Origin of the sequence: Streptomyces acidicola (genome assembly GCF_009377235.1) — a bacterium.
In the GTDB taxonomy this organism is placed as follows: Bacteria; Actinomycetota; Actinomycetes; order Streptomycetales; family Streptomycetaceae; genus Streptomyces; species Streptomyces acidicola.
In genome coordinates this window covers 1-24,352 of sequence record NZ_VMNX01000138.1, presented here as the reverse complement: position 1 = coordinate 24,352, position 24,352 = coordinate 1, and the positions used below count along the sequence as shown (strand labels likewise).

25 protein-coding genes are annotated in these 24,352 nt (G+C 70.9%); 6 read left to right on the top strand and 19 right to left on the bottom strand.

The window, feature by feature from the left end; translation table 11 throughout:
- Window positions 1–171: 171 nt before the first annotated feature.
- The 3 genes from FPZ41_RS29495 to leuA all read right to left on the bottom strand — a co-directional run bounded on the left by FPZ41_RS29495 (window position 172) and on the right by leuA (window position 4,452).
- Window positions 172–1,398: a sialidase family protein gene (locus FPZ41_RS29495; protein ID WP_228023054.1), complete on the bottom strand. Its 1,227-nt coding sequence runs from the start codon at window positions 1,396–1,398 to the stop codon at window positions 172–174.
- A gap of 141 nt (window positions 1,399–1,539) precedes the next feature.
- Complete coding sequence (locus tag FPZ41_RS29490; RefSeq protein ID WP_152866700.1) at window positions 1,540–2,208, bottom strand: tellurite resistance TerB family protein; 669 nt, start codon at window positions 2,206–2,208, stop codon at window positions 1,540–1,542.
- A 522-nt stretch (window positions 2,209–2,730) separates the two neighbouring features.
- The gene (gene leuA, locus FPZ41_RS29485; protein WP_152866696.1) at window positions 2,731–4,452 is read right to left on the bottom strand and encodes a 2-isopropylmalate synthase; all 1,722 of its coding nucleotides are present in this window, start codon (window positions 4,450–4,452) and stop codon (window positions 2,731–2,733) included.
- A 342-nt stretch (window positions 4,453–4,794) separates the two neighbouring features.
- Here leuA and FPZ41_RS29475 point away from each other — a divergent pair, with 342 nt between their 5' ends.
- The 3 genes from FPZ41_RS29475 (at window position 4,795) to FPZ41_RS29465 (ending at window position 7,556) form a co-directional block, all read left to right on the top strand.
- Entirely contained in the window at window positions 4,795–5,865 is a 1,071-nt protein-coding gene (locus FPZ41_RS29475; RefSeq protein WP_152866695.1) for a M4 family metallopeptidase, read from the top strand.
- Window positions 5,866–5,885: 20 nt separating this feature from the next.
- On the top strand, window positions 5,886–6,152 hold the full coding sequence (locus tag FPZ41_RS29470; protein ID WP_131569577.1) for a protealysin inhibitor emfourin: 267 nt from the start codon (window positions 5,886–5,888) through the stop codon (window positions 6,150–6,152).
- An 87-nt stretch (window positions 6,153–6,239) separates the two neighbouring features.
- Window positions 6,240–7,556 carry a GH1 family beta-glucosidase gene (locus FPZ41_RS29465; protein ID WP_152866694.1) on the top strand — a complete coding sequence of 439 codons (1,317 nt, stop codon included), beginning with the start codon at window positions 6,240–6,242 and terminating at the stop codon, window positions 7,554–7,556.
- Between the two features lie 90 nt (window positions 7,557–7,646).
- Here the strand turns inward: FPZ41_RS29465 and FPZ41_RS29460 are convergent, their stop codons facing one another.
- Window positions 7,647–8,288, bottom strand: coding sequence for a TetR/AcrR family transcriptional regulator (locus FPZ41_RS29460; protein ID WP_194236245.1), 642 nt, complete (start codon window positions 8,286–8,288; stop codon window positions 7,647–7,649).
- A gap of 63 nt (window positions 8,289–8,351) precedes the next feature.
- Between FPZ41_RS29460 and FPZ41_RS29455 the strand changes: the two genes are divergently transcribed.
- Entirely contained in the window at window positions 8,352–9,065 is a 714-nt protein-coding gene (locus tag FPZ41_RS29455; protein ID WP_165935175.1) for an SGNH/GDSL hydrolase family protein, read from the top strand.
- 64 nt (window positions 9,066–9,129) lie between these two features.
- Here the strand turns inward: FPZ41_RS29455 and era are convergent, their stop codons facing one another.
- Window positions 9,130–10,107, bottom strand: coding sequence for a GTPase Era (gene era, locus FPZ41_RS29450; RefSeq protein WP_131569569.1), 978 nt, complete (start codon window positions 10,105–10,107; stop codon window positions 9,130–9,132).
- 211 nt (window positions 10,108–10,318) lie between these two features.
- On the opposite strand from era, the gene FPZ41_RS29440 reads away from it, so the two are divergent.
- Entirely contained in the window at window positions 10,319–10,657 is a 339-nt protein-coding gene (locus FPZ41_RS29440; RefSeq protein ID WP_152866691.1) for a P-II family nitrogen regulator, read from the top strand.
- A gap of 36 nt (window positions 10,658–10,693) precedes the next feature.
- On the opposite strand, the gene FPZ41_RS29435 is transcribed toward FPZ41_RS29440, so the two are convergent.
- The 11 genes from FPZ41_RS29435 to FPZ41_RS29380 all read right to left on the bottom strand — a co-directional run bounded on the left by FPZ41_RS29435 (window position 10,694) and on the right by FPZ41_RS29380 (window position 20,658).
- Complete coding sequence (locus FPZ41_RS29435) at window positions 10,694–11,686, bottom strand: WxL protein peptidoglycan domain-containing protein (RefSeq protein ID WP_152866690.1); 993 nt, start codon at window positions 11,684–11,686, stop codon at window positions 10,694–10,696.
- Window positions 11,687–11,814: 128 nt separating this feature from the next.
- On the bottom strand, window positions 11,815–13,158 hold the full coding sequence (locus tag FPZ41_RS29430) for a WxL domain-containing protein (RefSeq protein WP_194236244.1): 1,344 nt from the start codon (window positions 13,156–13,158) through the stop codon (window positions 11,815–11,817).
- Window positions 13,159–13,431: 273 nt separating this feature from the next.
- Complete coding sequence (locus FPZ41_RS29425; RefSeq protein ID WP_152866689.1) at window positions 13,432–13,908, bottom strand: hypothetical protein; 477 nt, start codon at window positions 13,906–13,908, stop codon at window positions 13,432–13,434.
- Window positions 13,909–14,552: 644 nt separating this feature from the next.
- Window positions 14,553–14,906 (bottom strand): cytidine/deoxycytidylate deaminase family protein, encoded by a 354-nt coding sequence (locus FPZ41_RS29415; RefSeq protein WP_152866687.1) that lies wholly within the window; start codon window positions 14,904–14,906, stop codon window positions 14,553–14,555.
- A 117-nt stretch (window positions 14,907–15,023) separates the two neighbouring features.
- Complete coding sequence (locus FPZ41_RS29410) at window positions 15,024–15,383, bottom strand: MmcQ/YjbR family DNA-binding protein (RefSeq protein WP_322620879.1); 360 nt, start codon at window positions 15,381–15,383, stop codon at window positions 15,024–15,026.
- The gene (locus tag FPZ41_RS29405; RefSeq protein WP_131570886.1) at window positions 15,380–16,687 is read right to left on the bottom strand and encodes a hemolysin family protein; all 1,308 of its coding nucleotides are present in this window, start codon (window positions 16,685–16,687) and stop codon (window positions 15,380–15,382) included. The genes FPZ41_RS29410 and FPZ41_RS29405 overlap by 4 nt, the downstream gene beginning before the upstream one ends.
- Entirely contained in the window at window positions 16,684–17,181 is a 498-nt protein-coding gene (gene ybeY, locus FPZ41_RS29400; protein ID WP_131570885.1) for an rRNA maturation RNase YbeY, read from the bottom strand. The genes FPZ41_RS29405 and ybeY overlap by 4 nt, the downstream gene beginning before the upstream one ends.
- Before the next feature lie 12 nt (window positions 17,182–17,193).
- Complete coding sequence (locus FPZ41_RS29395) at window positions 17,194–18,267, bottom strand: PhoH family protein (protein WP_131570883.1); 1,074 nt, start codon at window positions 18,265–18,267, stop codon at window positions 17,194–17,196.
- A gap of 183 nt (window positions 18,268–18,450) precedes the next feature.
- On the bottom strand, window positions 18,451–18,822 hold the full coding sequence (locus FPZ41_RS29390; RefSeq protein WP_152866686.1) for a hypothetical protein: 372 nt from the start codon (window positions 18,820–18,822) through the stop codon (window positions 18,451–18,453).
- Window positions 18,813–19,316: a TetR/AcrR family transcriptional regulator gene (locus FPZ41_RS29385; protein WP_152866685.1), complete on the bottom strand. Its 504-nt coding sequence runs from the start codon at window positions 19,314–19,316 to the stop codon at window positions 18,813–18,815. Before FPZ41_RS29385 ends, FPZ41_RS29390 begins: the two co-directional genes overlap by 10 nt.
- A 229-nt stretch (window positions 19,317–19,545) precedes the next feature.
- On the bottom strand, window positions 19,546–20,658 hold the full coding sequence (locus tag FPZ41_RS29380) for a carbohydrate kinase family protein (protein WP_322620878.1): 1,113 nt from the start codon (window positions 20,656–20,658) through the stop codon (window positions 19,546–19,548).
- Window positions 20,659–20,889: 231 nt separating this feature from the next.
- Between FPZ41_RS29380 and FPZ41_RS29375 the strand changes: the two genes are divergently transcribed.
- Window positions 20,890–21,681 carry an IclR family transcriptional regulator gene (locus tag FPZ41_RS29375; protein ID WP_152866683.1) on the top strand — a complete coding sequence of 264 codons (792 nt, stop codon included), beginning with the start codon at window positions 20,890–20,892 and terminating at the stop codon, window positions 21,679–21,681.
- A gap of 84 nt (window positions 21,682–21,765) precedes the next feature.
- Here the strand turns inward: FPZ41_RS29375 and FPZ41_RS29370 are convergent, their stop codons facing one another.
- Genes FPZ41_RS29370 through FPZ41_RS29360 form a run of 3 tightly spaced genes read right to left on the bottom strand, consistent with a single transcriptional unit; the run spans window position 21,766 to window position 24,044 of the window.
- Window positions 21,766–22,758 carry an adenosine deaminase gene (locus tag FPZ41_RS29370; RefSeq protein ID WP_152866682.1) on the bottom strand — a complete coding sequence of 331 codons (993 nt, stop codon included), beginning with the start codon at window positions 22,756–22,758 and terminating at the stop codon, window positions 21,766–21,768.
- Window positions 22,759–22,778: 20 nt separating this feature from the next.
- Entirely contained in the window at window positions 22,779–23,684 is a 906-nt protein-coding gene (locus FPZ41_RS29365) for a ribonuclease Z (protein ID WP_152866681.1), read from the bottom strand.
- A 6-nt stretch (window positions 23,685–23,690) separates the two neighbouring features.
- Window positions 23,691–24,044, bottom strand: coding sequence for a histidine triad nucleotide-binding protein (locus FPZ41_RS29360; protein ID WP_152866680.1), 354 nt, complete (start codon window positions 24,042–24,044; stop codon window positions 23,691–23,693).
- Window positions 24,045–24,352: the final 308 nt, after the last annotated feature.

Below are 24,352 nucleotides of genomic sequence, written 5' to 3'. Positions count from 1 at the left end.
GCCCCTACCCGTCCCTTCCCCAGGGGCTGGGGTTTTCAGCCCGTCCGGCGTTTGAGGACGAGGCCGTTCAGGCCGACAAGCGGGGGTCCGGGGGCGGCAGCCCCCAGGGAAGGGACGGGAATGGGTAGGGGCGGCGGGGGCGAGGAAACCCGGGCCCGGGCCCGGCGGGCGCTAACCCGCCGGCTCAGCCATCGCCACACGCCGGAACTCGATCCGCTCGTACGTCCCCGACACCCCCGTCTCGTACAGGAGGCCCACTCGGCTGCCGCCGAGCTGTACGAGATCGGAGTACGCGGCGCGCGACGTCGACAGGGTCTTCGCCTTGGTGAACGTCGCGCCCGCGTTCCCGCTGCGCCAGATCGCCATGGACTGGCGGGCCGTCGGGACGGAGGGCCCGGAGAAGAGGAGGGGGCCGTTCTTCACCTGCAGGACGCTGCCCTGGACGACCGGGACGTCGTTCAGCGTGGGCTGGACCGTGTAGGGGCGGGTCAGGGTCGCGGCGCCGTCCTCGGAGTACGCGTCCAGACGGTTGCCGGTACTCGTGCCGTTCTGGTCACGGGAGCTGAAGTACAGGCGCCCGTCGGGGAGTTCGGCGGCGATGCTCTCGTTCGCGTTGTCGTACCCGTCGTACGAGTCGTCCACGAAGCCCAGCCGCCAGTTCGCACCGCCGTCGTCGGAGTAGAAGGCGTGGGCGCCGTAGTACTTCGGCTCCTGGCCCGTGTCGGGGGAGCCGACGGGCGGCGCCGCGGAGTGGTTGGCGGGGATCACCAGGCGGCCGGCGTGCGGGCCGCGGGTGAGGGCGACGGCGTGGCCCGGACCCGTCGCGTACCAGCGCCAGTCCGGGAGCTTCACGTCCGCCGTGATGTCCCGCGGAGCGGTGAAGCTGCGGCCGTCGTCCTTGCTCGTCTGGACGAAGGCGCGGCGGCTCTGCTCCGGCGTCACCTCGCCCCGCATGATCTGCGCCTCGGTCACCGCGCCGCTGTTGTAGGACGTCACGAGGACGATGCGGCCGGTGCGCGGGTCCACGACCGGCGCCGGGTTGCCCCGCGTGTTCCCCTTGCCCGCCGTCACCACCTTCGTCGGCCCCCATGTGCAGCCACCGTCGATCGAGCGTCTGAGGACGACGTCGATGCTGCCCGTGTCGCTCGCGCTGTTGCGTCTTCCCTCGGCGAAGGCGAGCACGGCACCGCCGGGCGTGGTGATCGTCGCCGGGATCCGGTACGTGTCGTAACCACCCTCCCCCGCCGTGTACGGCACGGAGGAGGTGCAGCCGCGAGAGGGCAGGGGCAGGGCCGCGGCGGGGCTCGTCCCGGCGGTGACGGCAAGGGCGGTGAGCGCGGTGAGCAGTCCCGCGGCGGAGGAGGCGGACAACGCGGCCGTACGGCTCGTGGCAGACAAGGCGGCTCTCCTGGACATGAGGCGGAAATGGGACGTCGGATGTCCAGGTGAACCTACGGTTTCCGGTGAAACGCGGCAATACCACTGAGCTGCCCGGGTGTTGACGCCCGGGAGAACCGGCCGCGTCACGTACGGGTGGCTCTACGAGGGAGTACGGGCCGCCGCCAGCAGCAGGCGGGTGACGTCGTCCGCGGTCATCGTGAGGGCCGCCCCGACCGTGGACAGGACGTCCCGTTCGGCCGGTGTGTACGGGCCGTCGGCGAGGGCGATGCGGGCGCCGTGGAGCAGGATGGTCTCGCGGCCGGGCGCGGCGAGGTGAGGGGCGAGGGGGTCCAGTGCCTCGTGGAGCTCTATGGCGAGGCCCGGACCGCAGGGCTCGCCGAAGACGCGGCCCGTGTCGGCGGCGAGGGCCTCAACGAGGGCGCCGAGCGCTTCCATCGTGCAGTCGTCGAAGCCGGCCGAGCGCACCGCGCCCGCGGCGGTCGACAGGGCGGTGGGGGCGCAGGGGGCCCCGGCGGCCAGGACGGCGAGCGCGACGGTGTGGACGGCGTCCCGCAGCATCGCGGAGAAGCGGGTGGTGGTCGGGTGGTCCAGGACCTCGGTGCCGTAGTGGTGGCGGCAGGCCGCGCACTCCACGACCGGGCCCGTCTCGCCGCGCGGGACGAGGGGGACGCCCGCGAGGGTGAGGCGGCGGCGGCCCACGAGGCGCTGGTAGTTACGGTCGCCCCCGCATCCGGGGCAGAAGAACTCGCCGTCGCCGACCGGCGTCCATGCGGTGCGTGTGCCCAGGACGCGGTTCAGGCGGGTCATCGTGCGGCTCGCCGTACCGGCCGTACGGGAGCCCGGTACGTGGGGCGCGCGGGTCTCGTGGGCACCCCGGCCGTCCCGTCCGTCTGGCTGCACGTCGCACCTCCCAGCGCCGCGGCACCATCGCCGCGCCCCGTGATGTTAGCCACATTGTCGAGGTGGAGTCAGCCCTCGGGAAGAGACCCGTTCGTGATCTGACGAACGAATGGCCGGTATGCGACGTAGTCGCTCCGCTGGGTGAGCGGTTCTGGGAGTGCGGGTCGTCGTGGGGCGGGCCTGAGTGCGGGGCGTCCGGGGGACTCCGTCTTGAAACCGCGGCTCGCCGGTGGCTTGTCGGGCCCACGCGGCGGAACCGCATATCGGCACAGCCCCGCGCCCCTGAATTCGAGACTGCACGCCGTCTCGAACCGCGAGTCCGTCGTGGTTGATCGCGCCCTGGCGGCGGAGCCGCATCGTGTCACAGCCCCGCGCCCCTGACGGGACACGGGGCTGTGAGCCCGGCCGTGAAACGGCCGGACTTTCGCGTCAGCGGGTCGCGCGGTTGACGGCGGAGACGACCGCCTTCAGCGAGGCGCGTGTCGTGTTCGCGTCGATGCCGATGCCCCAGAGGACCTTGTCGCCGATCGCGACCTCGATGTACGAGGCGGCCTGCGCGGAGGCGCCCTCGCTCATCGTGTGCTCCTGGTAGTCCAGCAGGCGGGCGTCGACGCCGATGCCCTGCAGCGCGTGGAAGAACGCCGAGATCGGACCGTTGCCGGTGCCGACCAGGGTGGTCTCCGCGCCGTCGACCTCGGCCTCGACGGTGAGGGTGTCCACGCCGTCCGTGTCGGTGGTCGACTGGTTGTTGCGTACCTGGAGGCGGCCCCAGGCGTTCGCCGGGTTCGGCAGGTACTCGTCCTGGAAGGTCGCCCAGATGTCCTTCGGGGTGACCTCGCCGCCCTCGGCGTCCGTCTTCGCCTGGATGATCTTCGAGAACTCGATCTGCATACGGCGGGGCAGGTCCAGCTTGTGGTCGTTCTTCAGAACGTAGGCGATCCCGCCCTTGCCGGACTGCGAGTTGACGCGGATGACGGCCTCGTAGGAGCGGCCGACGTCCTTGGGGTCGATGGGCAGGTACGGCACGGCCCACTCGATGTCGTCGACCGTGACGCCCTTGGCCGCCGCGTCGGCCTCCATCGCGTCGAAGCCCTTCTTGATGGCGTCCTGGTGGGAGCCGGAGAAGGAGGTGTAGACGAGGTCGCCGACGTACGGGTGGCGTGCGTGCACCTCCATCTGGTTGCAGTACTCCCACGTACGACGGATCTCGTCGATGTCGGAGAAGTCGATCTGCGGGTCGACGCCCTGGGAGAACAGGTTCATGCCCAGGGTGACCAGGTCGACGTTGCCGGTGCGCTCGCCCTGCCCGAACAGACAGCCCTCGACACGGTCGGCGCCGGCCATCAGCGCCAGCTCGGCGGCGGCGACAGCGGTGCCGCGGTCGTTGTGCGGGTGGATCGACAGGCAGACGTGCTCGCGGCGGGACAGGTTGCGGCCCATCCACTCGAAGCGGTCCGCGTGCGTGGACGGCGTCGACCGCTCCACGGTGGCGGGCAGGTTGAGGATGATCTCGCGGCCGGGACCGGGCTGCCAGACGTCCATGACCGCCTCGCAGACCTCCAGCGCGAAGTCCAGCTCGGTGTCGGTGAAGATCTCGGGGCTGTACTGGTAGCCGAATTCGGTCTCCGGGCCCAGCAGCTTCTCCGCGTACTCCATCACCAGGCGGGTGCCGTCGACGGCGATCTGCTTGATGTCGTCCTTGGAGCCGCGGAAGACGACCCGGCGGAAGACGGGAGCGGTGGCGTTGTAGAGGTGGAGGGTGGCGCGCCTGGCGCCCTTCAGTGACTCGACCGTCCGCTCGATCAGGTCCTCACGGGCCTGGGTCAGTACGGAGATGGTGACGTCGTCCGGGATGGCGCCCGGCTCCTCGATGATCGAGCGTACGAAGTCGAAGTCGGTCTGGCCGGAGGCGGGGAAGCCGACCTCGATCTCCTTGTAGCCCATCTTCACCAGCAGGTCGAACATCTCGCGCTTGCGGGCGGGCGACATGGGGTCGATCAGGGCCTGGTTGCCGTCGCGCAGGTCGGTGGAGAGCCACCGCGGCGCCTGGGTGATCCGGTTGTTCGGCCAGGTCCGGTCGGCGATGTCGACCTGGTCGTACGGACGGTACTTGTGGACCGGCATGGAGGTGGGCTGCTGGCGGTTCGCCATGATGCTTCGGGCTCCTCAGGATGTCCGAGTGGACGGCCGACGGCGCAACGCCGAACTCCGCGGGGAGGGGGTCGGCCTCGACTACAGGCCCTCGCCGCGGCAGCTAAGGAGGAGCAGCCCGAAATGCATGATGCTGCGGAGCATAGCCGAGCCTCGCTCTGTGCGGAGGGCCGTATCAGTATGCGGGATCAGTAAGGGGCCAAGGGGAGGAACGGGGCGAAAAGTGCCCTATACCACTCCGACGTCACATCCACACAGAGAAGCGACACCCGTGTCACCACATTTCACCAATCATGGTTGCAGGTAGTGACAGCCCGATAACTCAGTGCAAGGGTTCCGGGCATGAAAACCAACGGGGGCCACGAGCCCGTCTTCTGCACCGTCGTACCGCCGCACGTCCTCGACAAGCTGGCCCAGCACGAGGACCCCGCTCTCGCCGGTCCCGCCCGCCGGACCCTGGAGCGCGACGCCCTGGAGCGCACCCACCGCCGTCTGACCACGGTCATCGGCGCACCGGCCGTCGCCGCGCCCGCCGGGGCGGAGGCCGGGAAGCCGCACCGCACCGTCTACGACGCCGGGCACGGCACCGCCCTGCCCGGCCGCAAGGTGCGCGGCGAGGGCGACAAGCCCGGCAAGGACGCCACGGTCAACCGCGCGTACGCGGGCCTGGGCGCGACCTTCGAGCTGTTCCTCAAGGCGTACGAGCGGGACTCGATCGACGGCAACGGCCTGCCGCTGGACGCGACCGTGCACTACGACCGCGAGTACAACAACGCCTTCTGGAACGGCGAGCAGATGGTCTTCGGGGACGGTGACGGCGAGATCTTCCTCGACTTCACCATCCCGGTCGACGTCATCGGCCACGAACTCGCGCACGGCGTCACCCAGTACACGGCGAACCTCACGTACTTCGGCCAGCCGGGCGCGCTCAACGAGTCGATGTCGGACGTCTTCGGCGCGCTGATCAAGCAGTACACGCTCGGCCAGACCGCCGCCGAGGCCGACTGGCTGATCGGCGCGGGCCTGCTCGCCCCGCGTGTCACCGGCGTCGCCCTGCGCTCCATGAAGGCTCCCGGCACGGCGTACGACGACGACGTCCTCGGCAAGGACCCGCAGCCCGCGACGATGGACGACTACGTGCGCACCGGCCGCGACAACGGTGGCGTCCACATCAATTCCGGCATCCCGAACCACGCGTTCTACCTGGCCGCCACCGAGCTCGGCGGGCACGCCTGGGAGCGGGCCGGGCAGATCTGGTATGACGTGCTGACGGGCGGTGAGCTGAAGGAGAAGGCCAGTTTCGGCGACTTCGCGAAGCTCACGGTGGCGGCGGCGCGGGCCCGGTACAACGAGGGCGAGGAGCTGCGGGCCGTGCTGAAGGCCTGGGAGCAGGTCGGGGTGCGGACGGTGTAGTTCCGTACTAGACAAGACCCATGCGTATTCAGGTGAGGCGCACGGGCGGTTTCGCGGGCATCGAGCGGTTCGCCGAGGTGGAGACCTCGGGGCGCGCCGATGCCCAGGAGTGGCATGCCCTGGCCGAGCAGGCGGTCGCCGACGGCCGGGGCACGCCCCCGATCGGGGTGCCGGACGGCTTCAGCTACCAGATCACCGTGAACGACAGGACGGTGTACTGCTCCGACCCCCGGCTCACGGAGGAACAGCGCAAGCTGATCTCAAGGGTGCTGAAGGAGGGGGCGTAACGGCCGGTTCACTCGGACGCGGTTCACTCGGACGCGGTTCACTCGGATGCGTTGACTTCCGTTACCGCCGGTACGGATGATCCGCGCATGGCGACGAACCCGATATCCCAGTTCCCGTCCGACTTCCTGTGGGGCGTGTCGACCTCGGCCCACCAGATCGAGGGTGCGGCGGGCGAGCGCGAGCCCTCCGTGTGGGACGCCTTCAGCGCCGAGCCCGGACGGATCAAGGACGGGTCGACCGCGGCGACGGCCCCCGACCACTACCACCGCTACCGCGAGGACGTCGCGCTCCTGTCCGGCCTGGGCGTGGACGCGTACCGCTTCTCGGTCTCCTGGCCTCGGGTGCGTTCCGAGGGCGGCCTGGACTTCTACGACCGCTTGGTGGACGAGCTGTGCGGGGCGGGCGTGCGGCCCGTCCCGACCCTCTTCCACTGGGACCTGCCGGTCACTCTGGACTGGCTGGAGCGGGACACGGCCGCGCGTTTCGCGGAGTACGTGTCGGTCGTCGCCGAACGTCTCGGCGACCGCGTGAAGAAGTGGATCACGATCAACGAGCCCGCCGAACACACCCTGTTCGGGCATGCGCTCGGCGCGCACGCACCGGGCAGGCAGCTGATGTTCGACGCGCTGCCGGCCGCCCACCACCAGCTCCTGGCCCACGGGCTGGGTGTGCAGGCCCTGCGCGCGGCCGGAGCCGACGACATCGGGATCGCCAACTCGCACGGGCCGACCTGGCCGGCCTCGCGGGAGCAGGGGGACCTGGAGGCGGCGGGGTTCTACGACCTGCTGCTGAACCGGATGTTCTCCGACCCCGTCCTGCTGGGCGAATACCCCGAGGGCGTCGGTGACCTGATGCCCGGGGACGTGTCGGCCGATCTCAAGGTGATCGGGGAGCCACTGGACTGGTACGGCATCAACTACTACGCGCCGACCCGGGTGGGCGCCCCCCAGGGCGAGGACATCGAGTTCGGCGGGCTGACGATCCCGGCCGAACTGCCCTTCTCCGTCAGGGAGATCGAGGGGTACCCCGTGACGGACTTCGGCTGGCCGGTGGTGCCGGAGGGCCTCACGGAGCTGCTCACGGGATTCGCCGAGCGGTTCGGCGACCGCCTGCCTCCCGTCGTCATCACCGAGAACGGCTGCTCGTACGAGGGCGTCGACGACCAGGAGCGGATCACCTACCTCGACGGACATCTCCGGGCGCTGCACCGTGCGATGGAGGCGGGCGTGGACGTCCGCGGCTATTTCGTGTGGTCCCTGCTCGACAACTTCGAGTGGGCGGAGGGGTTCGCGCGCCGCTTCGGCCTCGTCCACGTCGACTACGACACGCTGGAGCGGACGCCCAAGGCGTCGTACGCGTGGCTGCGGGACGGGCTGCGGAGCCGGCAGCGGACCGGAGGATGACCAGGGCGGCCCAGGGATGACCACGAGCCGCCCAGGGATGACCAGGGCGGCTCCGGCTCCGGCTCCGGCACCGTGACCGGTCGGGTCCCGTCACCCTAGTCCTGACCGCACGGAGCGAGCCGCCCGTTCCGGGTCGTCGCCGGCCGCCACCGCGAAGTCCCGCAGCAGTCCGGCGAGCACGTCGTCCGGGCCGTAGATGCCCAGGATGTAACCGGCGTGGGCGAGTTGGGCAAGGCCGTGCATCTGGACGAACAGCTGCCGGACCAGGAGGTCGGCGTCGGCGTCCGCGCGGAACCGTCCGGAGGCGATGCAGCGGCGGATGGCGTCCCGCGGGTGCCGTAGCAGGGCCACGCCCATCTGCCGGTCCCCCTGGGTGAGTTCGAACCCGGCGAGGGTGGAGCCGCCGAACATCACGGCGTACACGTCGGGTTCGGCGCGGGCGAACTCCTGGTAGACGCGGCAGAGTTCGGTGAGTTCGAGGACGGGATCGGTCCCCGGCGCGACAGCGTCCACCCTGCCCAGGAACCGTTCGACGCCTTCCCGCATCACCTCGCGCACCAGCGCCGGCATCGATCCGAAGTGCGTGTACACGGCCATCGTCGACGCCCCGACGGCCTTGACGAGGCGACGGGCGCTGAGCGCGGCGGGGCCCTCCTCGGCCAGGACGCGGGCGGCTTCGTCGAGGAGGAGGCGGCGAACCGGACTGGCCGGTTCCTGGCTGCGACTTGACACGGACCACAGCATAACGTTGTTATGGATATAACGCCGTTATGGATTGCGGGCGAGGGGGTCGTGATGTTCACGAAAGGGATGCGCGGGCGGCTGGTACGGCTGCCCGAGGCCGCGGGGGACGACTCGGGGCTCACGGAAGGCAGGGAGCCGGCCCTGCGGCTCGCGGTGATCGGGGACTCGGTGGCCGCGGGGGTCGGGGCGGCGGACCACCGGGAGGCCATGGCGGGGCAGCTGGCGGCGGCCGTGTCGGCCATGACCGGGCGGGCGGTGTCGTGGCGGGTGGCGGCGAAGGCGGGGGCCTCGCTGTCGACGGTCCGCCAGGGCCTGCTGCCGGGCCTGACGGACCCGACGGCCCGCTGGCGCCCGGACGTGGTGCTGGTGGTGGCGGGCACGAACGACGCGATGCGGCTGCGCCGGCCGCGGGCGTTCCGCCGGGAGGCGGAGCGCCTGATCCGTGACGTCCGGCTACGGCTCGGCGAGGACGTCCCGGTGGTCTTCGCGGGCCTCCCGTCGCTGGCCCGCCTGGAGGCACTCCCCAGCCGGGTCCGAGTACCACTCGGACTCTACGTCGGGCTCCTGGACAGGCAGTTGAGGACGGCGGCCGCGAGGGGAGTCGCCGTCTTCCACCTGCCGTCCGGGGGCCCGCCGGACCTCCCGGGCGAGTGGCTGGCCAGGGACCGGTTCCATCCGTCGGCGGAGGGCTACCGGGCGTGGGCGCGGGTACTGGCGGCCCGCCTGGCCACGCTGACGGAGGCGACGCTGCCGGTGGTCCCGTGACGCCGCGGGGCCGTCCTTGGGCGACGACGGGAATGTGACGACGGGCCCTAGTACTGCAACGGTGCTAGAAGCCCAGCCGCCGCAGCTGCTTCGGGTCCCGCTGCCAGTCCTTGGCGACCTTCACATGGAGGTCGAGGAACACCGGCGTACCGAGCAGCGCCTCGATGTGCTTGCGGGACTTGATGCCGACGTCCTTCAGACGCTTGCCCTTGGGGCCGATGATGATGCCCTTCTGGCTGGAGCGCTCGATGTAGAGGTTCGCGTGGATGTCCAGCAGCGGCTTGTCCGCCGGGCGGTCCTCGCGGGGGAGCATCTCCTCCACGACCACCGCGATGGAGTGCGGAAGCTCGTCCCGTACGCCCTCCAGCGCCGCCTCGCGGATCAGCTCGGCCACCATGACCTGCTCGGGCTCGTCCGTCAGGTCGCCCTCGGGGTAGAGCGCAGGGCCCGGGGGGAGGAGCGGGATCAGGAGGTCCGCCAGCAGGTTCACCTGCTTGTCGCCGACCGCCGACACGGGCACGATCTCGGCCCACTCGATGCCCAGCTCCTTGCCCAGCTGGTCGATCGCGATCAGCTGTTCGGCCAGGGCCTTGGGGTCGACCAGGTCCGTCTTCGTGACGATCGCGACCTTCGGGGTCTTCTTGATCCCGGCCAGCTCCTTCGCGATGAAGCGGTCGCCGGGGCCGATCTTCTGGTCGGCCGGCAGACAGAAGCCGATCACGTCCACCTCGGCCCACGTGGTGCGCACCACGTCGTTCAGCCGCTCCCCCAGCAGTGTGCGCGGCTTGTGCAGCCCCGGGGTGTCCACCAGGATCAGCTGCGCCTCCGGCCGGTGCACGATGCCCCGTACCGTGTGCCGCGTCGTCTGCGGGCGGTTCGAGGTGATCGCCACCTTCTGCCCGACCAGAGCGTTCGTGAGGGTGGACTTGCCCGCGTTGGGGCGGCCCACGAAACAGGCGAAGCCCGCGCGGTGGACGGAGCCCGAGGACTCCGGGGACTCCGACGGCTCGGGGGTCTGGGTGCGAACGCTCATGGCGCCCATTGTCCCTGATCCCCGAAGCCCCACCGCACAGCCGCCTTCGCCATCAGGTGCACACCGGCCCGGACCTTACGGTGCACGCCGAAACGGCCTACGATCACGGCGTCCCGGGCCACGGCGTCCCGGTCACCGCGTCCGCATCCCCATCCGCATCCGCATCCGCATCCGCATCCGCATCGTCCGTCCCCAGCGCGCAGAAGGTCAGCAGGCAGGCATGAAGCTCATCACCGCCGTCGTCAAGCCGCACCGTCTCGACGAGGTCAAGACCGCGCTCCGGGAACTCGGCGTCCACGGTCTCACCGTCACCGAGGCAAGCGGTTACGGCCGCCAGCGCGGCCACACCGAGGTGTACCGGGGCGCCGAGTACCGCGTCGATCTCGTCCCCAAGGTGCGCATCGAGGCCGTCGTCGAGGACGCGGACGCCGAGGCGGCCGTCGACGCCGTGGTCAGGGCCGCCCGGACCGGCAAGATCGGCGACGGCAAGGTGTGGATCGTGCCCGTCGAGACCGTCGTACGCGTGCGGACGGGCGAACACGGCCCCGACGCGCTCTGAGGCGGCCCCTTCAGACGCGGTCTTGAGGCGGCCCTTTCAGCGGAGCGCCCTGCGCCGCCGCACCCGGACCACCACGCCCGCCGCCACCAGCCCCGTCCCCAGCACCAGCGCCACCAGCCACGGCAGCGCGAAGAACGACACGCTGGCCGACTCGCGGGTGTCCTCGGCGGACGCGGTCAACGTGACGTCGCCCCAGTCGAGTTGGGGCGCGCCGCGCCAGGGTTCGGCCAGGCGCACGCGCTGCCCCGGCAGCAGCTCCGAGGGGATTCCGGTCAGGTCGCGGGACAGGAGCGTACGACCGAAGAAGCCCTGGGCCTTCAGCTCGACGCGTGGGTTGAGGGTGACGTTGCCGGTGTTGTGGAGGGTGTACGAGATCGTCGCCGTGCTGTCACCCGTGCCGGGCACGAGGGGCTGCGTGTGGCGGACGCGGACCTTCTCGACGGCGAGGGCGGGCACCGTCGGCCCGTTCACCCGCAGGTAGACGCGGGCGCCCACGGCCCGCTGCACCCCGACCGCGAGCGACCCGTCGCCCGCGTCGATCCTCCCCCACTCTCGACTTCGCTCGACCGGGGGGACCCCCATGTCGAGGGCCACCAGCGCGCCCGGATGGTCGCCCGGTTCGGCCCGCTCGGGCACGCGCAGGGTGAACGGCACGGTGACCCGGCCGCGCGCCGGCACGGTCACCCGGGACTTCGCGGGCTCCGCCCAGGCACCCACTCCGCGCTGCCTCTCCTTCACCGTGCGGACCGCGAACCCGCCGTCGCGGGCGGTGTTGTACGCGTCGGCCGCGTAGAGGCGGAACGTCAGCGGTCTGCCCGTCTTGTTGGCGACGACGACCTTGTCCGTGACCGTCGTGCCGGGATTGGCGGTGACGTAGAAGTACGGCCGCTGGGAGATCTCGGAGGAGGCCGGGAACACGGACCAGCTGCCGTTGTCGGCGGCGTACGAGGGGCCGGCCGGCCAGAGCAGCGCCGGCGGCAGCAGCAGGGCGGTCAGGAGGATGGAGAGGAGGGCGTACGGCTTGCGCATGGGTGCGGACCCCCTACGGACGGCGCGGCGGACGGACGCTCGGGCGCTCGGATGCTCAGGCACTCGGTTGCTCGGTTGCTCGGGTGACGTGGTGGGCGGGCGGGTGCGCGCCCGGCCCACGACGGGCGTCAGGTGAGGGTGAGTGTCAGGACGCCCGCGTACGAACCGGGCGGCGTGGCCGCCGGGACCTCCAGCGCGAGCTCGGCGTCCACGGTGAACTCACCGCCGGTGCGGGTGCCGTCGGGTGCGGACGCCAGGGTCGCGCCCGCGCTGCCCACCGGACCGGCGGAACCGGCCTGGCAGGTGCTCGGGCTGCCCTGCTCGGTGGCACAGGCCGGGGTCCAGCTCAGCTTCGAGGCGGGGATGGACGCCCCCGGACCGGTGAAGTCGGTGACCTTGCCGGTCAGCGACCAGCCGGCCGTACCGCCGCGGTGGTCCTTGACGGTGACCGTCCGCAGGTCGCCGTCGGCCGTGCCGCCGGAACCGGACTCGACGGAGCCGAGGTCGACGGTGTCCCCGGCCTGGCTCATGGAGAGGGTTCCCGCGGTGACCCTGGCCGTGATCTTCTGGCTGTCCCCCGGGACGGGAGTATCGTCGATCACGACGTACGCGGCCGGTCCGGCGCCCTTGCTGTCGCTCCAGCTGTCGCCCTCGTACGCCACGACGCCCGTCGTCGCCCTGTCGTTCACGGTCAGCGCACCGCTGAAGGCGCCCTGGCCGTCCGCGGTGACGGTGGCCGTGTCCGCCGTCTGGGCCGCGCCCGCGCGCCCGGCGAGGGTGACCCTCGCCCCCGGTGTGAAGTCGCTGCCGGTGACGGTGACCCGGGCACCCGGGCTCCCGGAGGCCGAACCCAGCGAGATGGCACGGATGTTGGGCTGGCCGGCGTCCGTGGCGGTCACGGTCTCGGAGACCGGCGCGGGCGGGTTGGTCACCGTGCAGGGGGTGTCCAGTTCGAGGATGTAGCTGGTGTGGATGTTGTAGTCGCCGGGCGAGAGGGTGATCGCGCCGGGCGAGGTGACCGTGAAGGTGCCGGTCATGGAGAACGAGGGGAAGGGGCCCCGTCCAGGCACGGGGTCGTTCTTCTTCGGCCCCGCGACCGTGATGTCCCCTGTCTGTGCCCCGCCCAGGGTGACCTTGCCGGTGGGCGTCATGATGTCGGCCGGCAGGGCGAGGTCGGTGGGGTTGCTGGCAGCGGGTTTGACCACCGTGTAGGTCACGGTGACGGTGTCGCCCACCTTCGGTGTGGCGTTGTCCACCGCGATCCGCGCGGTGGTCGTGCCGTCGATGGGCGGAATGCCCGCGATCGGCGGCGGAACGCAGTGCGTGGCAAAGTCCACGTCCGCGGACCGTGCGCTCGCGGCACCGGCAGGCGCGGTGAGCGCCCCCTGGGCGGTGACGGCGAGCGCGGTCGCCCCGAGGAGCGCGGCCAGGCGGCGTCTTCGTACGACGCCTCTTCGGCTGATGGATCCCATGGATACCCCCTTGAGGGATGCGGGCGCAGTGGCTCTTCCGCGCCGACAGGGGGCCATTGATGTGCAGGTTGTGTGAGAAGTCAATGGACGTGCGGGACTAGAACTGATGGGTCATCAGCTTCTACCAACGCCCGCTCGCCGCAGTCCACTTGGGGGCGAAGGGAGGGCGAAGGAACCCCGACCGGTTCCGTCCCCGTAGGCTTCCGGGGACGGAACCGGCCTTCACGCATTGCACACGCGAGGGTTCACGCGCGAGGGCTTACTCGCGAGGGCTCACTCGAACACGAACGGCCCCGGCGACTGGGGCCCTTCGGCGGTGCACGTGATAGTGATCCCGAAGACCGTCAGCTTGAGAGAGCCGCCGTACGCCTCCAGGCTGTCCCCGGCAGCGACGGTGCCGGGGATCGGCCCGACCGTGACCCCGTCGCCGGCGGCCATCGCCGGGTTCTTGGTGCCGGTGAACGCGGTCGTGCCCCCGCCCGCCTTCACCAGGGTGAGGGTGGACTGGACGGAGTCCGCGCCGATGGCGAGAGGAGCGGTGATCTCGTCGGAGCTGAGGGTGATGGTGGCGGAGGTGCCGTTCTGGGTGGCCGTGAGGGTGGCGCCGCCGCCACCGTACAGGCCGCAGTCGGCGGTGATCGTCGCGGACCCCGGCTCGACGGCCGCGGCGCCGGGGGCGAAGGCGAGCCCTGCGACGGCGACCGCACCGGTCACCATTGCCGCGCTGATCCCGAATCGATTGCGTCTCATCTGAATCGTGTTCCCTTCCCTGGTCCGGGAATTGCCATGTGGGGGCGGAGCTTGGGACGGTCGCCTTCCGGGCACGCGGACTCGTCACCGGACCGGTCGGTGCTCGGCATCGAGATCGAGCACCGCGAGGTGGGGCCGGCCTGGAGAGGATGCGGGGAGACGCGTGCGCGCGAACCACCCACCGCGAGCGGGGTGCGGCACGCGACGCGGCAGAATCTGACGGTCCGTCGGAAGAACGGGTTCCATTGACGCGTGGGTAACCCGGGATTGCAAGACACGCCCTGTCAGTTCTTCCAAGGGTCCGCGAAACTGGCCGAAGTCGTTCCCAGGTCGGGTACTGAACGGCGTTGCCCTTGAGACTGGTTGCACCGTTCTGTCCAACAGTGCGGGTCCCGTCGTCCCCGGGCTCTGTCGCCCACGCACGACTTTCGCCCCGTCCAGGGTCCGCCTACCGGCCGATCCACTCCAGCGGGGGCGCGCGCTTTCAGGGGCGCGGGGAATCTGCGCGCTTTCAGGGGCGCGGGGCTGTGTCTGATATGCGGCTCCGCCGCGATGGGGGTCCCCCCGCTCGAGCGCAGCCGAGAGTGGGGGAGCGACCAGCCACACCCCAAGCATCCGCAAACCCTCGGTCCCCCACCAACACCTCAGCCCGCCGTCGCAGTCCCCCGCACTGAACCGTCCGGCCCCGCAACCAACACCGGAGTCCCCGTACCACCGAGATCCCGAACCGCCGCCAGGTCCTCCTCCGGCACGTTCTCCGACTCCGTGACCACCGCGGCCGCCTCAAGGGACTTCGCCCCGGACGCCACGGCCATCGCGACGGCCGTACGCAGCGCGCTCAACCGGAGCGAGTCGAGGTCGACGGTCCCCGCCACATACGTACGCCCCGTGTCGTCCCGTACGGCCGCGCCCTCGGGCACCCCGTTACGGGCCCGGGCCGACCGGGCCAGGGTGACGATCTTGCGGTCCTCGGGGTCGAGCGCGCTGTTGTCGGTCATGCCCCGAGCATACGGAGGCACGGCGACCACCGGCCCACTCACCCCACCACGCCGAGGACAGCCGCTGCCGAGGACGCTCAGGGACGGTCCAGGACGCTCAGGGACGGTCCAGGACGCTCAGGGACGGTCCAGACGGAGCCGCTCCGCTCGTGGCAGGCCGGCCACCACCAGGTCGTAGGAGTCCTCGATGAGCTCCCGGACGATGTGGTCCGGGAGGTCGCCGTCGGCCGTGACCGTGTTCCAGTGGCGCTTGTTCATGTGGTAGCCGGGGATGATCAGGCCGGGGTACTCGCCGCGCAGCCGTACGGCGTCCTCCGGGTCGCACTTGAGGTTGATGGTGAGCGGGCGCCCGTCCAGGTACGTCAGGGCGAACATCTTGCCCAGGACCTTGAAGACCGAGGTCTCCGGGTTGAACGGGAAGTCCTCCACTGCCGCGTTGAAGGAGAGGCAGAACGCGCGCAGCTCCTGGGGCGTCACTCGGACTCCTTCTCCGCCTCCACGGGCTCGGGCGGCCCGATCGGCTCCACCAGCACCGTGACGATCTTGTTCCGGCGGCCGGCGGCGGCCTCGGCGGTGAGACGCAGCTCCCGCTCGTCCGGCAGGGGCACGACGGACGAGGCACCGGCGATCGGCACGCGGCCCAGCGCCTTCGCGAGCAGTCCGCCCACCGTCTCCACGTCCTCGTCGTCGTACGCCTCTATGCCGTACAGCTCGCCGAGGTCGCCGATGTCGAGGCGGGCCGTCACGCGGTAGCGGTCCTCGCCGAGCTCCTCCACCGGGGGCAGCTCACGGTCGTACTCGTCGGTGATCTCGCCGACGATCTCCTCGAGGATGTCCTCGATGGTGACGATGCCGGCCGTGCCGCCGTACTCGTCGATGACGACGGCGACGTGGTTGCGCTCCTGCTGCATCTCGCGCAGCAGGTCGCCCGCGTTCTTGGTGTCGGGGACGAAGGCGGCGGGCCGCATGGCCGTGGAGACCAGCTCGGACTCGGCGTCCCGGCTGATGTGGGTCTTGCGGGCCAGGTCCTTCAGGTACACGATCCCGACGATGTCGTCCTCGCTCTCGCCGGTGACCGGGATGCGGGAGAAGCCGGAGCGCAGGGCCAGGGTGAGGGCCTGACGGATCGTCTTGAAACGCTCGATGACGACCAGGTCGGTCCGCGGGACCATGACCTCGCGGACGAGGGTGTCGCCGAGCTCGAAGACGGAGTGCACCATACGGCGCTCCTCGGCCTCGATCAGGGACTCCTTCTCGGCCAGGTCCACCAGCGCGCGCAACTCCGCCTCGGAGGCGAAGGGGCCGCGGCGGAAGCCCTTGCCGGGGGTGAGCGCGTTACCGATGAGGATCAGCAGGGGCGGGATCGGGCCCATGATCCGGGCCAGCGGGAGCAGCACGTACGCGGCGGCCGTCGCCGTGTTCAGCGGGTGCTGGCGGCCGATCGTGCGCGGCGACACCCCGACGGCGACGTACGACACGAGGACCATCACGGCGATGGCGACGACGAGGGCCTGCCAGGTCTTGTCGAACTCCTGGAGGCAGGCGTACGTGATCAGCGCGGCGGCCGCCATCTCGCAGGCGACGCGCACGAGCAGTGCCACGTTGAGGTAGCGGGTGGGATCGGCCGCGACCTGGGCGAGCTTGGCGCTGCCGCGCCGCCCGGACCGTACGGCCTCCTCGGCTCGGAAGCTGGAGACGCGCGCGAGGCCCGCCTCCGCGCAGGCGGCGAGCCAGGCCACGACGACCAGCGCGACGGCGCCGGTGAGAAGGGATGCGCTCATGACACGGTGGGGGCCGGGGAGGGGCCCGTCAGGCCCTTCTCCGCGCGCCAGCCGTCGACGATGGCCGCCTGGAGGCCGAACATCTCGGCCTTCTCGTCCGGCGCCTCGTGGTCGTACCCGAGCAGGTGCAGCACTCCGTGGACGGTGAGCAGTTGGAGCTCCTCGTCCATGGAGTGCTGCGTGGGCGCTTCCGTGCCCTGCTTGGCGGCGACCTCCGGGCACAGCACGATGTCACCGAGGAGCCCGTGCGGAGGCTCGTCGTCGTCCTTCGAGGGCGGCCGCAGCTCGTCCATCGGAAAGGACATGACATCCGTGGGCCCGGGCAGATCCATCCACTGGATGTGCAGCTGCTCCATGGCGTCGGCGTCCACGACGATCACCGAGAGCTCGGAGAGCGGGTGGATGCGCATCCGTGCGAGCGCGTAGCGGGCGATGTCGAGGATCGCCTGCTCGTCGACCTCGGTTCCGGACTCGTTGTTGACGTCGATCGACATGGTCGTGCTGGTCTACTTCCCCTTGTGCCCGTGTCCGGCCTTGCCGCGGCCCTTGTGGGTACCGTTCTGCGTGCCGTTCTTGCTGTCGTACTTCTCGTACGCGTCGACGATACGGCCGACCAGCTTGTGCCGGACGACATCGTGGGACGACAGGATGGAGAAGTGCACGTCCTCGACGCCCTCCAGGATGTCCCGCACCTGCCGCAGGCCGGACTTCGTGCCGTCCGGCAGGTCGACCTGGGTGACATCGCCCGTGATCACTATCTTCGAGTCGAAGCCGAGGCGGGTGAGGAACATCTTCATCTGCTCGGGGCTCGTGTTCTGGGCCTCGTCCAGGATGATGAAGGCGTCGTTGAGCGTGCGGCCACGCATGTACGCGAGCGGCGCGACCTCGATCGTTCCCGCGGCCATGAGCCGTGGGATGGAATCCGGGTCGAGCATGTCGTGCAGCGCGTCGTACAGCGGACGCAGGTACGGGTCGATCTTCTCGTAGAGCGTGCCGGGCAGGAAGCCGAGCCGCTCGCCCGCCTCCACCGCCGGGCGGGTCAGGATGATGCGGTTGACCTGCTTGGACTGGAGGGCCTGGACCGCCTTGGCCATGGCGAGGTAGGTCTTGCCCGTGCCCGCGGGACCGATGCCGAAGACGATGGTGTGCTTGTCGATCGCGTCCACGTAACGCTTCTGGTTGAGCGTCTTGGGGCGGATCGTGCGGCCGCGCGAGGACAGGATGTTCTGCGTGAGTACCTCGGCCGGGGTTTCCTGGCCGTCACTCTCCCCGTTCTCGCTCGCCCTGAGCATGGCGATCGAGCGTTCCACTGCGTCCTCCGTCATCGGCTGTCCGGTGCGGAGCACCAGCATCATCTCGTCGAACAGGCGCTGGACCAGGGCGACCTCACCCGAGTCGCCGACCGCGCTGATCTCATTGCCCCGGACATGGATATCGACCGCCGGGAAGGCCTTCTCGATCACGCGCAGGAGCGAGTCTCCGGAACCCAGCACGGTCACCATGGGGTGTGCGGCCGGAACGGTGAACTGCGCTCTCGCCTGCTCCTGCGCGGAGGTGTGAGCTGTGGGTGTTTGAGTCATGGGCCGGCTCTGTAGGCCTTGCTCGTCCTCCTCGATACGACTCGCCCGCCCCATGGGCGGTCTGGCGGTTTCCAGGGTACGCCGGGGTACTGACAACGCCGTAGGGCTTTTCGCGGTCGGGTTGGCGTGGCAGCGGCGGGAGTCGGGCCGACGTTCCTTCCCGAGGCGTGTCCGAGCCTGACGTCACACTTCGTCCCGGGCGATGGACTGTTCGATGAGGGCCACGGTGGCGCGAGGGTCGTCGACCTCGATGATGAGGCGGTCATATGTCGCTGCGTCGGCGAGTTCGATGACGACCGCCTTGGCCGGGTTCCTGACATCCCAGAAGAGGTGTTCGCCGCCACGGCGGAAGCGGCCGGCGGTGATCATTCCGGGCATATGGGTACCGGCGACCCGGATGCCCCTCGGCTCACGTGCGATGCCGGGGTCGTGGGTGGCGCCACGCACGTGGGCGAGGGGGATCTCAAGGCGGCTCTTCAACGTCCAGAGCTTGTCGAGGCCCTGGAATTCGGCGGTCAGGAGGGCGCGTTCACGGTCGACGGTGATCACAGCCATGTCAGTGAGTGCTCCTTCGGTGTGGCCTGCGGGCGGGCGCGCAGGCGCAGGCGGGTGCCGAGGACGGTGGAGGCGAGTTGGGGTGCGGCGTCGCCATGGGTGGGGCGCAGGGCGTCCTCCAGTGCGGTGACGCCTTCCGCGACCAGTGCGGCAACCTCCGGGTCATGGGGGGCGCGTTCGGCTGCGGCGAGGAGGAGGAGTCCGGCGGCCGGGCCGTCGTCGTACCGGGCGATGGCGGCCGTCAGCGCCTGGGCGGGGTCGGCGATGGCGGCGATCGCAGCGGCGGCTGGATGGATCTCGCGGTCGAGGTGGTTGCGCAGAGCGGTCAGATGCAGGCCCCGCTTGGAGCCGAACACCTTGTAGAGACTGCCCCGGTGGATGCCGGTGGCGGTGACCAGGTCGTCCACCGAGGTGCCCTCGTAGCCGTGGGCGGCGAAGAGGGCGGCCGCGGCGCTGACGGCCTGGTCAGTGTCGAAGGCGCGTGGTCGTCCCATGTCGATGACGGTACGCGATTAAAGAACGTTCAGTCAAGAACGAACGTTCTTTAATTGGTGACGCTCAGGATGCCGGATGCCGGGGCCGGCGCCCCTGGAGTTGCGGCGGCAACCTCCTGCGCGCCCGCCCGGGCGGCTGGGCGGCTGGGCGGCTGGGCGGCTGGGACGACATCCCGCCGCCGTGAACTCACCGAACCGAACCCGTCTGGTCACGACCGAACCCGTCTGGTCACGCCGACCGCTTGAACCCGATCGTCGGCACCGCCCTCCGCAGCGGCCACGGGCTGACCGCCTCATCGGGCAGCAGGGACTCCAGGAAGGCGTAACGCTGCAGGGCCGCCGGGTCCTGGCCCTCCAGCGACTGCACCCGCCGCCACCACGCGGCCGTCTCGGACCAGCCGGGAGCCGACAGGGAGCCCCCGAACTCCTGCACCGACAGCGCCGCGGTCAGCCCGGCGAAGGCCAGCCGGTCCGCCAGCGGCCACTCGGCCAGTGTCCCGGCCACGAAACCCGCCACGAACACGTCCCCCGCCCCCGTGGGGTCCATCGCCTCGACGGCGATGGCCGGCACCTCGGCGGTCTCACCGGTCCGCGCGTCCACGGCGTACGCCCCCTGCGCACCGAGGGTGACCACAGCGAGCGGCACATACTCGGTGAGGGCGTGCGCGGCCGCACGGGGACAGTCGGCGCCGGTGTAGCGCATCGCCTCCGCCGCGTTGGGCAGGAACGCCTCACAGTGCTCCAGGTCGGCGAGGCCCGCCAGGTCCCAGCGGCCGGTGTCGTCCCAGCCGACGTCGGCGAAGATCCGGGTCCCCTTGCCCGCGGCCTGGGCGATCCAGGGGGCGCGCACTCCGGGCGTCAGGGACGCGACCGCGGCGCGCGCATGGGGCGGGCACTCCGGCGCGGTCTCCTCCGGCGGCGGCTCGTGGCCGTGCGAGACCATCGTGCGCTCGCCCTCGTACGCCATGGAGACAGTGACCGGGGAGTGCCAGCCGGGGACCGTGCGGGAGGGGGTCAGGTCGATGCCCTCGCCCTGTTCCAGGGCGTCCCAGCAGTACTCCCCGTAGTGGTCGTCCCCGAAGGCCGCCGCCAGGGACGTCCGCAGACCGAGCCGGGCGAGCGCGGTCGCCATGTTCGCCACGCCGCCGGGGCTCGACCCCATGCCACGCGCCCAGGACTCGGTCCCGCGCACGGGGGCGAAGTCGAGGCCGGTGAAGACGATGTCGAGGAAGACGGTGCCGGTCAGGTACACGTCCCACGGCGGGTCGCCCGGTGTGCGCAGAGCGGCGAGGGGGTCGACGTGGGGCCGGCGGTACAGTCGCTCTCCCTTGGACGCGATCACGGTGTGCTCCCTGGCGTGGTGCGGATCAGGCCCAGTGTGCACCAACCGCCCCGCACAGCGCCGCCCCTCGCGCCGGAGCCGCCCCATGCGTCGTACGACCGCGCATGCGCCCCGTGACGGGCACCCTCAGCGGCCCCGGAGCAGTGCCGTGCCTCCCAGCGCCCACCAACGCTCAGCGAAGGTCGTACATCAGCCGTCAATGGTCGTGCGCGATCCCCTTACGATCAGCTCATGTCGGAACCCACGGACGAACGCGGTGTACGCGAGGTGAAGTCCGCCGCCCGCACGGTCGACCTGCTGGAACTCCTGGCCGCCCGCGGCGACCGCCCCGCACGCCTCCAGGAACTGGCGGACGAGCTCCAGGTCCCCCGCAGCTCGATGTACGCCCTGCTCCAGACCCTGATCAACCGCGGCTGGGTCCGCACGGACGCCACGGGCTCCCTCTACGGCATCGGTATCCGCGCCCTGCTCACCGGCACGAGCTACCTGGACTCCGACCCGCGCGTCCGCGTCGTCCGCCCCTACCTCGACGAGGCCTCCGACGCGCTGGGCGAGACGATCCACATGGGCCGCCTGGACGGCACGGACGTCGCCTACCTCGCGACCCGCGAGTCCCACGAGTACCTGCGCACGATCAGCCGCGTGGGCCGCCGCCTCCCCGCCCACGCGGGCGCCCTGGGCAAGGCCCTCCTGGCGGAACGCGCCGACGACGCCCTCCCCGAGCCCCCGTACGCCCGGCTGACCCCCAACACCCACACCACCCGCGAGTCCCTCCTGGCCGACATCGCCGCGACGCGCGCCCGCGGCTACTCCGTCGACCACGAGGAGGGTGTCACGGGCATCGTCGGCTTCGGCTTCGCCCTCCGCTACGACACTCCCGCTCAGGACGCGATCAGCTGCTCGGTGCCGGTGGCGCGGCTCTCGCCGAGCCACGAGGAACAGATCATCTCGGTGATGCGGGAGATCCGGGCGAAGGTGGAGGCGGCGACGCCCTGGGTGTCGGGTGCGGTCAACTGGCGCTGAGGCCGAGCTCGGGCGGCGCGCTCACGGAACGCTCCCGGCAGCGCCGCGAACCAACCCGCACGCGCCCGGGCCGGGACGGCGCCGCTACCCGAACTCGTACGCCTCCACCTCGGCGAGGTACCGCGCCCGCCGCTCCTCGTCGTGCTCCAGGAAGGACGCCAGGAACGAGTTGCGGGCCAGTTCGCGCAGCCGCTCCTCGCTCAGGCCCAGCGTCGAGCGCACCGCGTCGAAGTTGTCGCCCGCGTAGCCGCCGAAGTAGGCCGGGTCATCGGAGTTGACCGTGCACAGCAGCCCGGCGTCCAGCATGGCGGGCAGGGGATGGTCGGCGAGGGCGTCGACCGCGCGGAGCCGGACGTTCGACAGCGGGCAGAGCGTCAACGGCACCCGCTCCCGTACGAGCCGCTCGACCAGCGCCTCGTCCTCCATGCACCGCAGGCCGTGGTCGACCCGCTCGACCCCGAGCACGTCCAGGGCCTCGACGATGTACGACGGCGGCCCCTCCTCCCCCGCGTGCGCCACCCGCCGCAGCCCCAGACCGGCCGCCGCCTCGTACACCTCCCGGAACTTCACCGGCGGATGCCCGACCTCCGCGGAGTCGAGGCCGACGCCCACGATCCGGTCGAGATACGGCTTCGCCGCCTCCAGGGTCTCCATCGCCGACTCGGCGGACTCGTCCCGCAGGAAGCACATGATCAGCTGGGTGGAGACCCCATGCGTCTGCTCGCTCCGGCCGAGCGCACGCCACAGCCCCTCCACCACCGTCCCCATCGCCACGCCCCGCGCGATGTGGGCCTGCGGATCGAAGAAGATCTCGGCGTGCCGCACACCCTGCGCGGCGGCCCGCGCGAGATACGCGTCGGCCAGGTCCCCGAAGTCCCGCTCGGTCCGCAGGACGGCCATGAGCTCGTAGTACAGGTTCAGGAAGGACTGCAGATCCTCGAACCGGTACGCCTCACGGAGCTCGTCCGTGTCGGCGTACGGCAACCCGACCCCGTTCCGCGCGGCCAGCGCGAACGCCAGCTCGGGTTCCAGGGTGCCTTCGATGTGCAGGTGAAGTTCAGCTTTCGGGAGGGGCATTAACGCATCGTACGGCCGTTTTATCTGCGCTTCGGTACCGGCACCCGCAACAGGTCGTGCGCCACCGTCAGCTCCCCCTCGTACCCGGCGGCCCGCGCCTGCCGCTCGAACTCGTCGGGCTCGGTGTACCGCTGACTGAAGTGGGTCAGCACGAGGTGCCGCACGCCCGCGTCCCGCGCCACGCCGGCCGCCTGACCGGCTGTCAGGTGGCCGTACTCGTCGGCGAGTTCCGCTTCCTCGTCGAGGAACGTCGACTCGATGACGAGCATGTCGCAGCCGTCGGCCAGCGCGTACACGCCCTCGCACAGCCGGGTGTCCATGACGAACGCGAACCGCTGCCCGCGCCGCACCTCGCTCACGTCCCCGAGTGAGACGCCCCTCAGGGCCCCTTCTCTCTGTATCCGCCCGACGTCCGGCCCCTTGATCCCGTGCGCGGCCAGCCGCTCCGGCAGCATGCGCCGCCCGTCGGGCTCGACGAGCCGGTACCCGAACGACTCGACGGGATGCGAGAGCCTGCGCGCCTCAAGGCGGTACGAGGGGGTGTCGGCGAGCACACCGTCCTCCGCGACCGGCGCCTGGACCAGCTGCACGGTCTCGCGATACGCGGTCGCGTACCGCAGCCGGTCGAAGAACCGCTGCCCGGAGCGCGGGTAGTGCGCGGTGACGTCGTGCGGTACGCGGTCGAGGTTGATGCGCTGGATGACACCGGCGAGGCCCAGCGAGTGATCCCCGTGGAAGTGTGTGACACAGATCCGGTGCAGGTCGTGGGCGGCGACTCCGGCACGCAGCATCTGCCGCTGCGTGCCCTCACCGGGGTCGAAGAGGATTCCCTCGCCGTCCCACCGGAGCACGTACCCGTTGTGGTTGCGGTGCCGGGTCGGGACCTGGCTGGCGGTACCGAGGACCACCAGTTCGCGTACGGACATGGCGAGTTATCCGGGGGGCCATTCGAGCCCGCGCCCGCCGATGAGGTGCGCGTGCGCGTGGAAGACGGTCTGCCCGGCGCCGCTGCCGGTGTTGAACACGACCCGGTAGCTCTCCAGCTTTTCCTCTCCGGCCACCTCGCCGGACACGCGGAGCAGGTCCGCGGCGATACCGGGCTCGGCGGCGCCGAGGGTGGCGATGTCCGGGTAGTGCACCCGGGGGATGATCAGCACGTGCGTCGGTGCCTGCGGGTTGATGTCCCGGAACGCGACGGTCGTCTCCGTCTGCCGTACCACGGTCGCCGGAATCTGCCCCGCCACGATCTTGCAGAACAGACAGTCGTCCTGCGGCTCCCCAGCCATGCGTGCCTCCTCGCCGCCGATAGATCACGTCCGGGGCATGGTACCGAGGGGTCTTGGCCCCCGCCGCCCTTACCCATTCCCGTCCCCTGGGGCTGCCGCCCCCAGACCCCCGTTGACGGGCTGGGGTGAGCGGGTCATATGCGAGTGGGTGGGCGGTTCATCGGCCTGAACGGCCTCGTCCTCAAACGCCGGACGGGCTGAAAACCCCAGCCCCGCCCGCACATTCCAGCCCCTCCGACGTTTGAGGAGCGGGGATCCGGGGGCCTGCTCCCGAAACCCGGGGGTCCAGGGGGCGCATGAGCGCAGCC

Coding starts and splice junctions, on each gene's coding strand:
- FPZ41_RS29490 (WP_152866700.1), bottom strand. CDS start 2,208: ATGACCCGCCTGAACCGCGTCCTGGGCACACGCACCGCATGGACGCCG.
- leuA (WP_152866696.1), bottom strand. CDS start 4,452: ATGGCGAACCGCCAGCAGCCCACCTCCATGCCGGTCCACAAGTACCGT.
- FPZ41_RS29475 (WP_152866695.1), top strand. CDS start 4,795: ATGAAAACCAACGGGGGCCACGAGCCCGTCTTCTGCACCGTCGTACCG.
- FPZ41_RS29470 (WP_131569577.1), top strand. CDS start 5,886: ATGCGTATTCAGGTGAGGCGCACGGGCGGTTTCGCGGGCATCGAGCGG.
- FPZ41_RS29465 (WP_152866694.1), top strand. CDS start 6,240: ATGGCGACGAACCCGATATCCCAGTTCCCGTCCGACTTCCTGTGGGGC.
- FPZ41_RS29455 (WP_165935175.1), top strand. CDS start 8,352: ATGTTCACGAAAGGGATGCGCGGGCGGCTGGTACGGCTGCCCGAGGCC.
- era (WP_131569569.1), bottom strand. CDS start 10,107: ATGGGCGCCATGAGCGTTCGCACCCAGACCCCCGAGCCGTCGGAGTCC.
- FPZ41_RS29440 (WP_152866691.1), top strand. CDS start 10,319: ATGAAGCTCATCACCGCCGTCGTCAAGCCGCACCGTCTCGACGAGGTC.
- FPZ41_RS29435 (WP_152866690.1), bottom strand. CDS start 11,686: ATGCGCAAGCCGTACGCCCTCCTCTCCATCCTCCTGACCGCCCTGCTG.
- FPZ41_RS29430 (WP_194236244.1), bottom strand. CDS start 13,158: ATGGGATCCATCAGCCGAAGAGGCGTCGTACGAAGACGCCGCCTGGCC.
- FPZ41_RS29425 (WP_152866689.1), bottom strand. CDS start 13,908: ATGAGACGCAATCGATTCGGGATCAGCGCGGCAATGGTGACCGGTGCG.
- FPZ41_RS29415 (WP_152866687.1), bottom strand. CDS start 14,906: ATGACCGACAACAGCGCGCTCGACCCCGAGGACCGCAAGATCGTCACC.
- FPZ41_RS29405 (WP_131570886.1), bottom strand. CDS start 16,687: ATGAGCGCATCCCTTCTCACCGGCGCCGTCGCGCTGGTCGTCGTGGCC.
- ybeY (WP_131570885.1), bottom strand. CDS start 17,181: ATGTCGATCGACGTCAACAACGAGTCCGGAACCGAGGTCGACGAGCAG.
- FPZ41_RS29395 (WP_131570883.1), bottom strand. CDS start 18,267: ATGACTCAAACACCCACAGCTCACACCTCCGCGCAGGAGCAGGCGAGA.
- FPZ41_RS29390 (WP_152866686.1), bottom strand. CDS start 18,822: ATGGCTGTGATCACCGTCGACCGTGAACGCGCCCTCCTGACCGCCGAA.
- FPZ41_RS29385 (WP_152866685.1), bottom strand. CDS start 19,316: ATGGGACGACCACGCGCCTTCGACACTGACCAGGCCGTCAGCGCCGCG.
- FPZ41_RS29375 (WP_152866683.1), top strand. CDS start 20,890: ATGTCGGAACCCACGGACGAACGCGGTGTACGCGAGGTGAAGTCCGCC.
- FPZ41_RS29370 (WP_152866682.1), bottom strand. CDS start 22,758: ATGCCCCTCCCGAAAGCTGAACTTCACCTGCACATCGAAGGCACCCTG.
- FPZ41_RS29365 (WP_152866681.1), bottom strand. CDS start 23,684: ATGTCCGTACGCGAACTGGTGGTCCTCGGTACCGCCAGCCAGGTCCCG.
- FPZ41_RS29360 (WP_152866680.1), bottom strand. CDS start 24,044: ATGGCTGGGGAGCCGCAGGACGACTGTCTGTTCTGCAAGATCGTGGCG.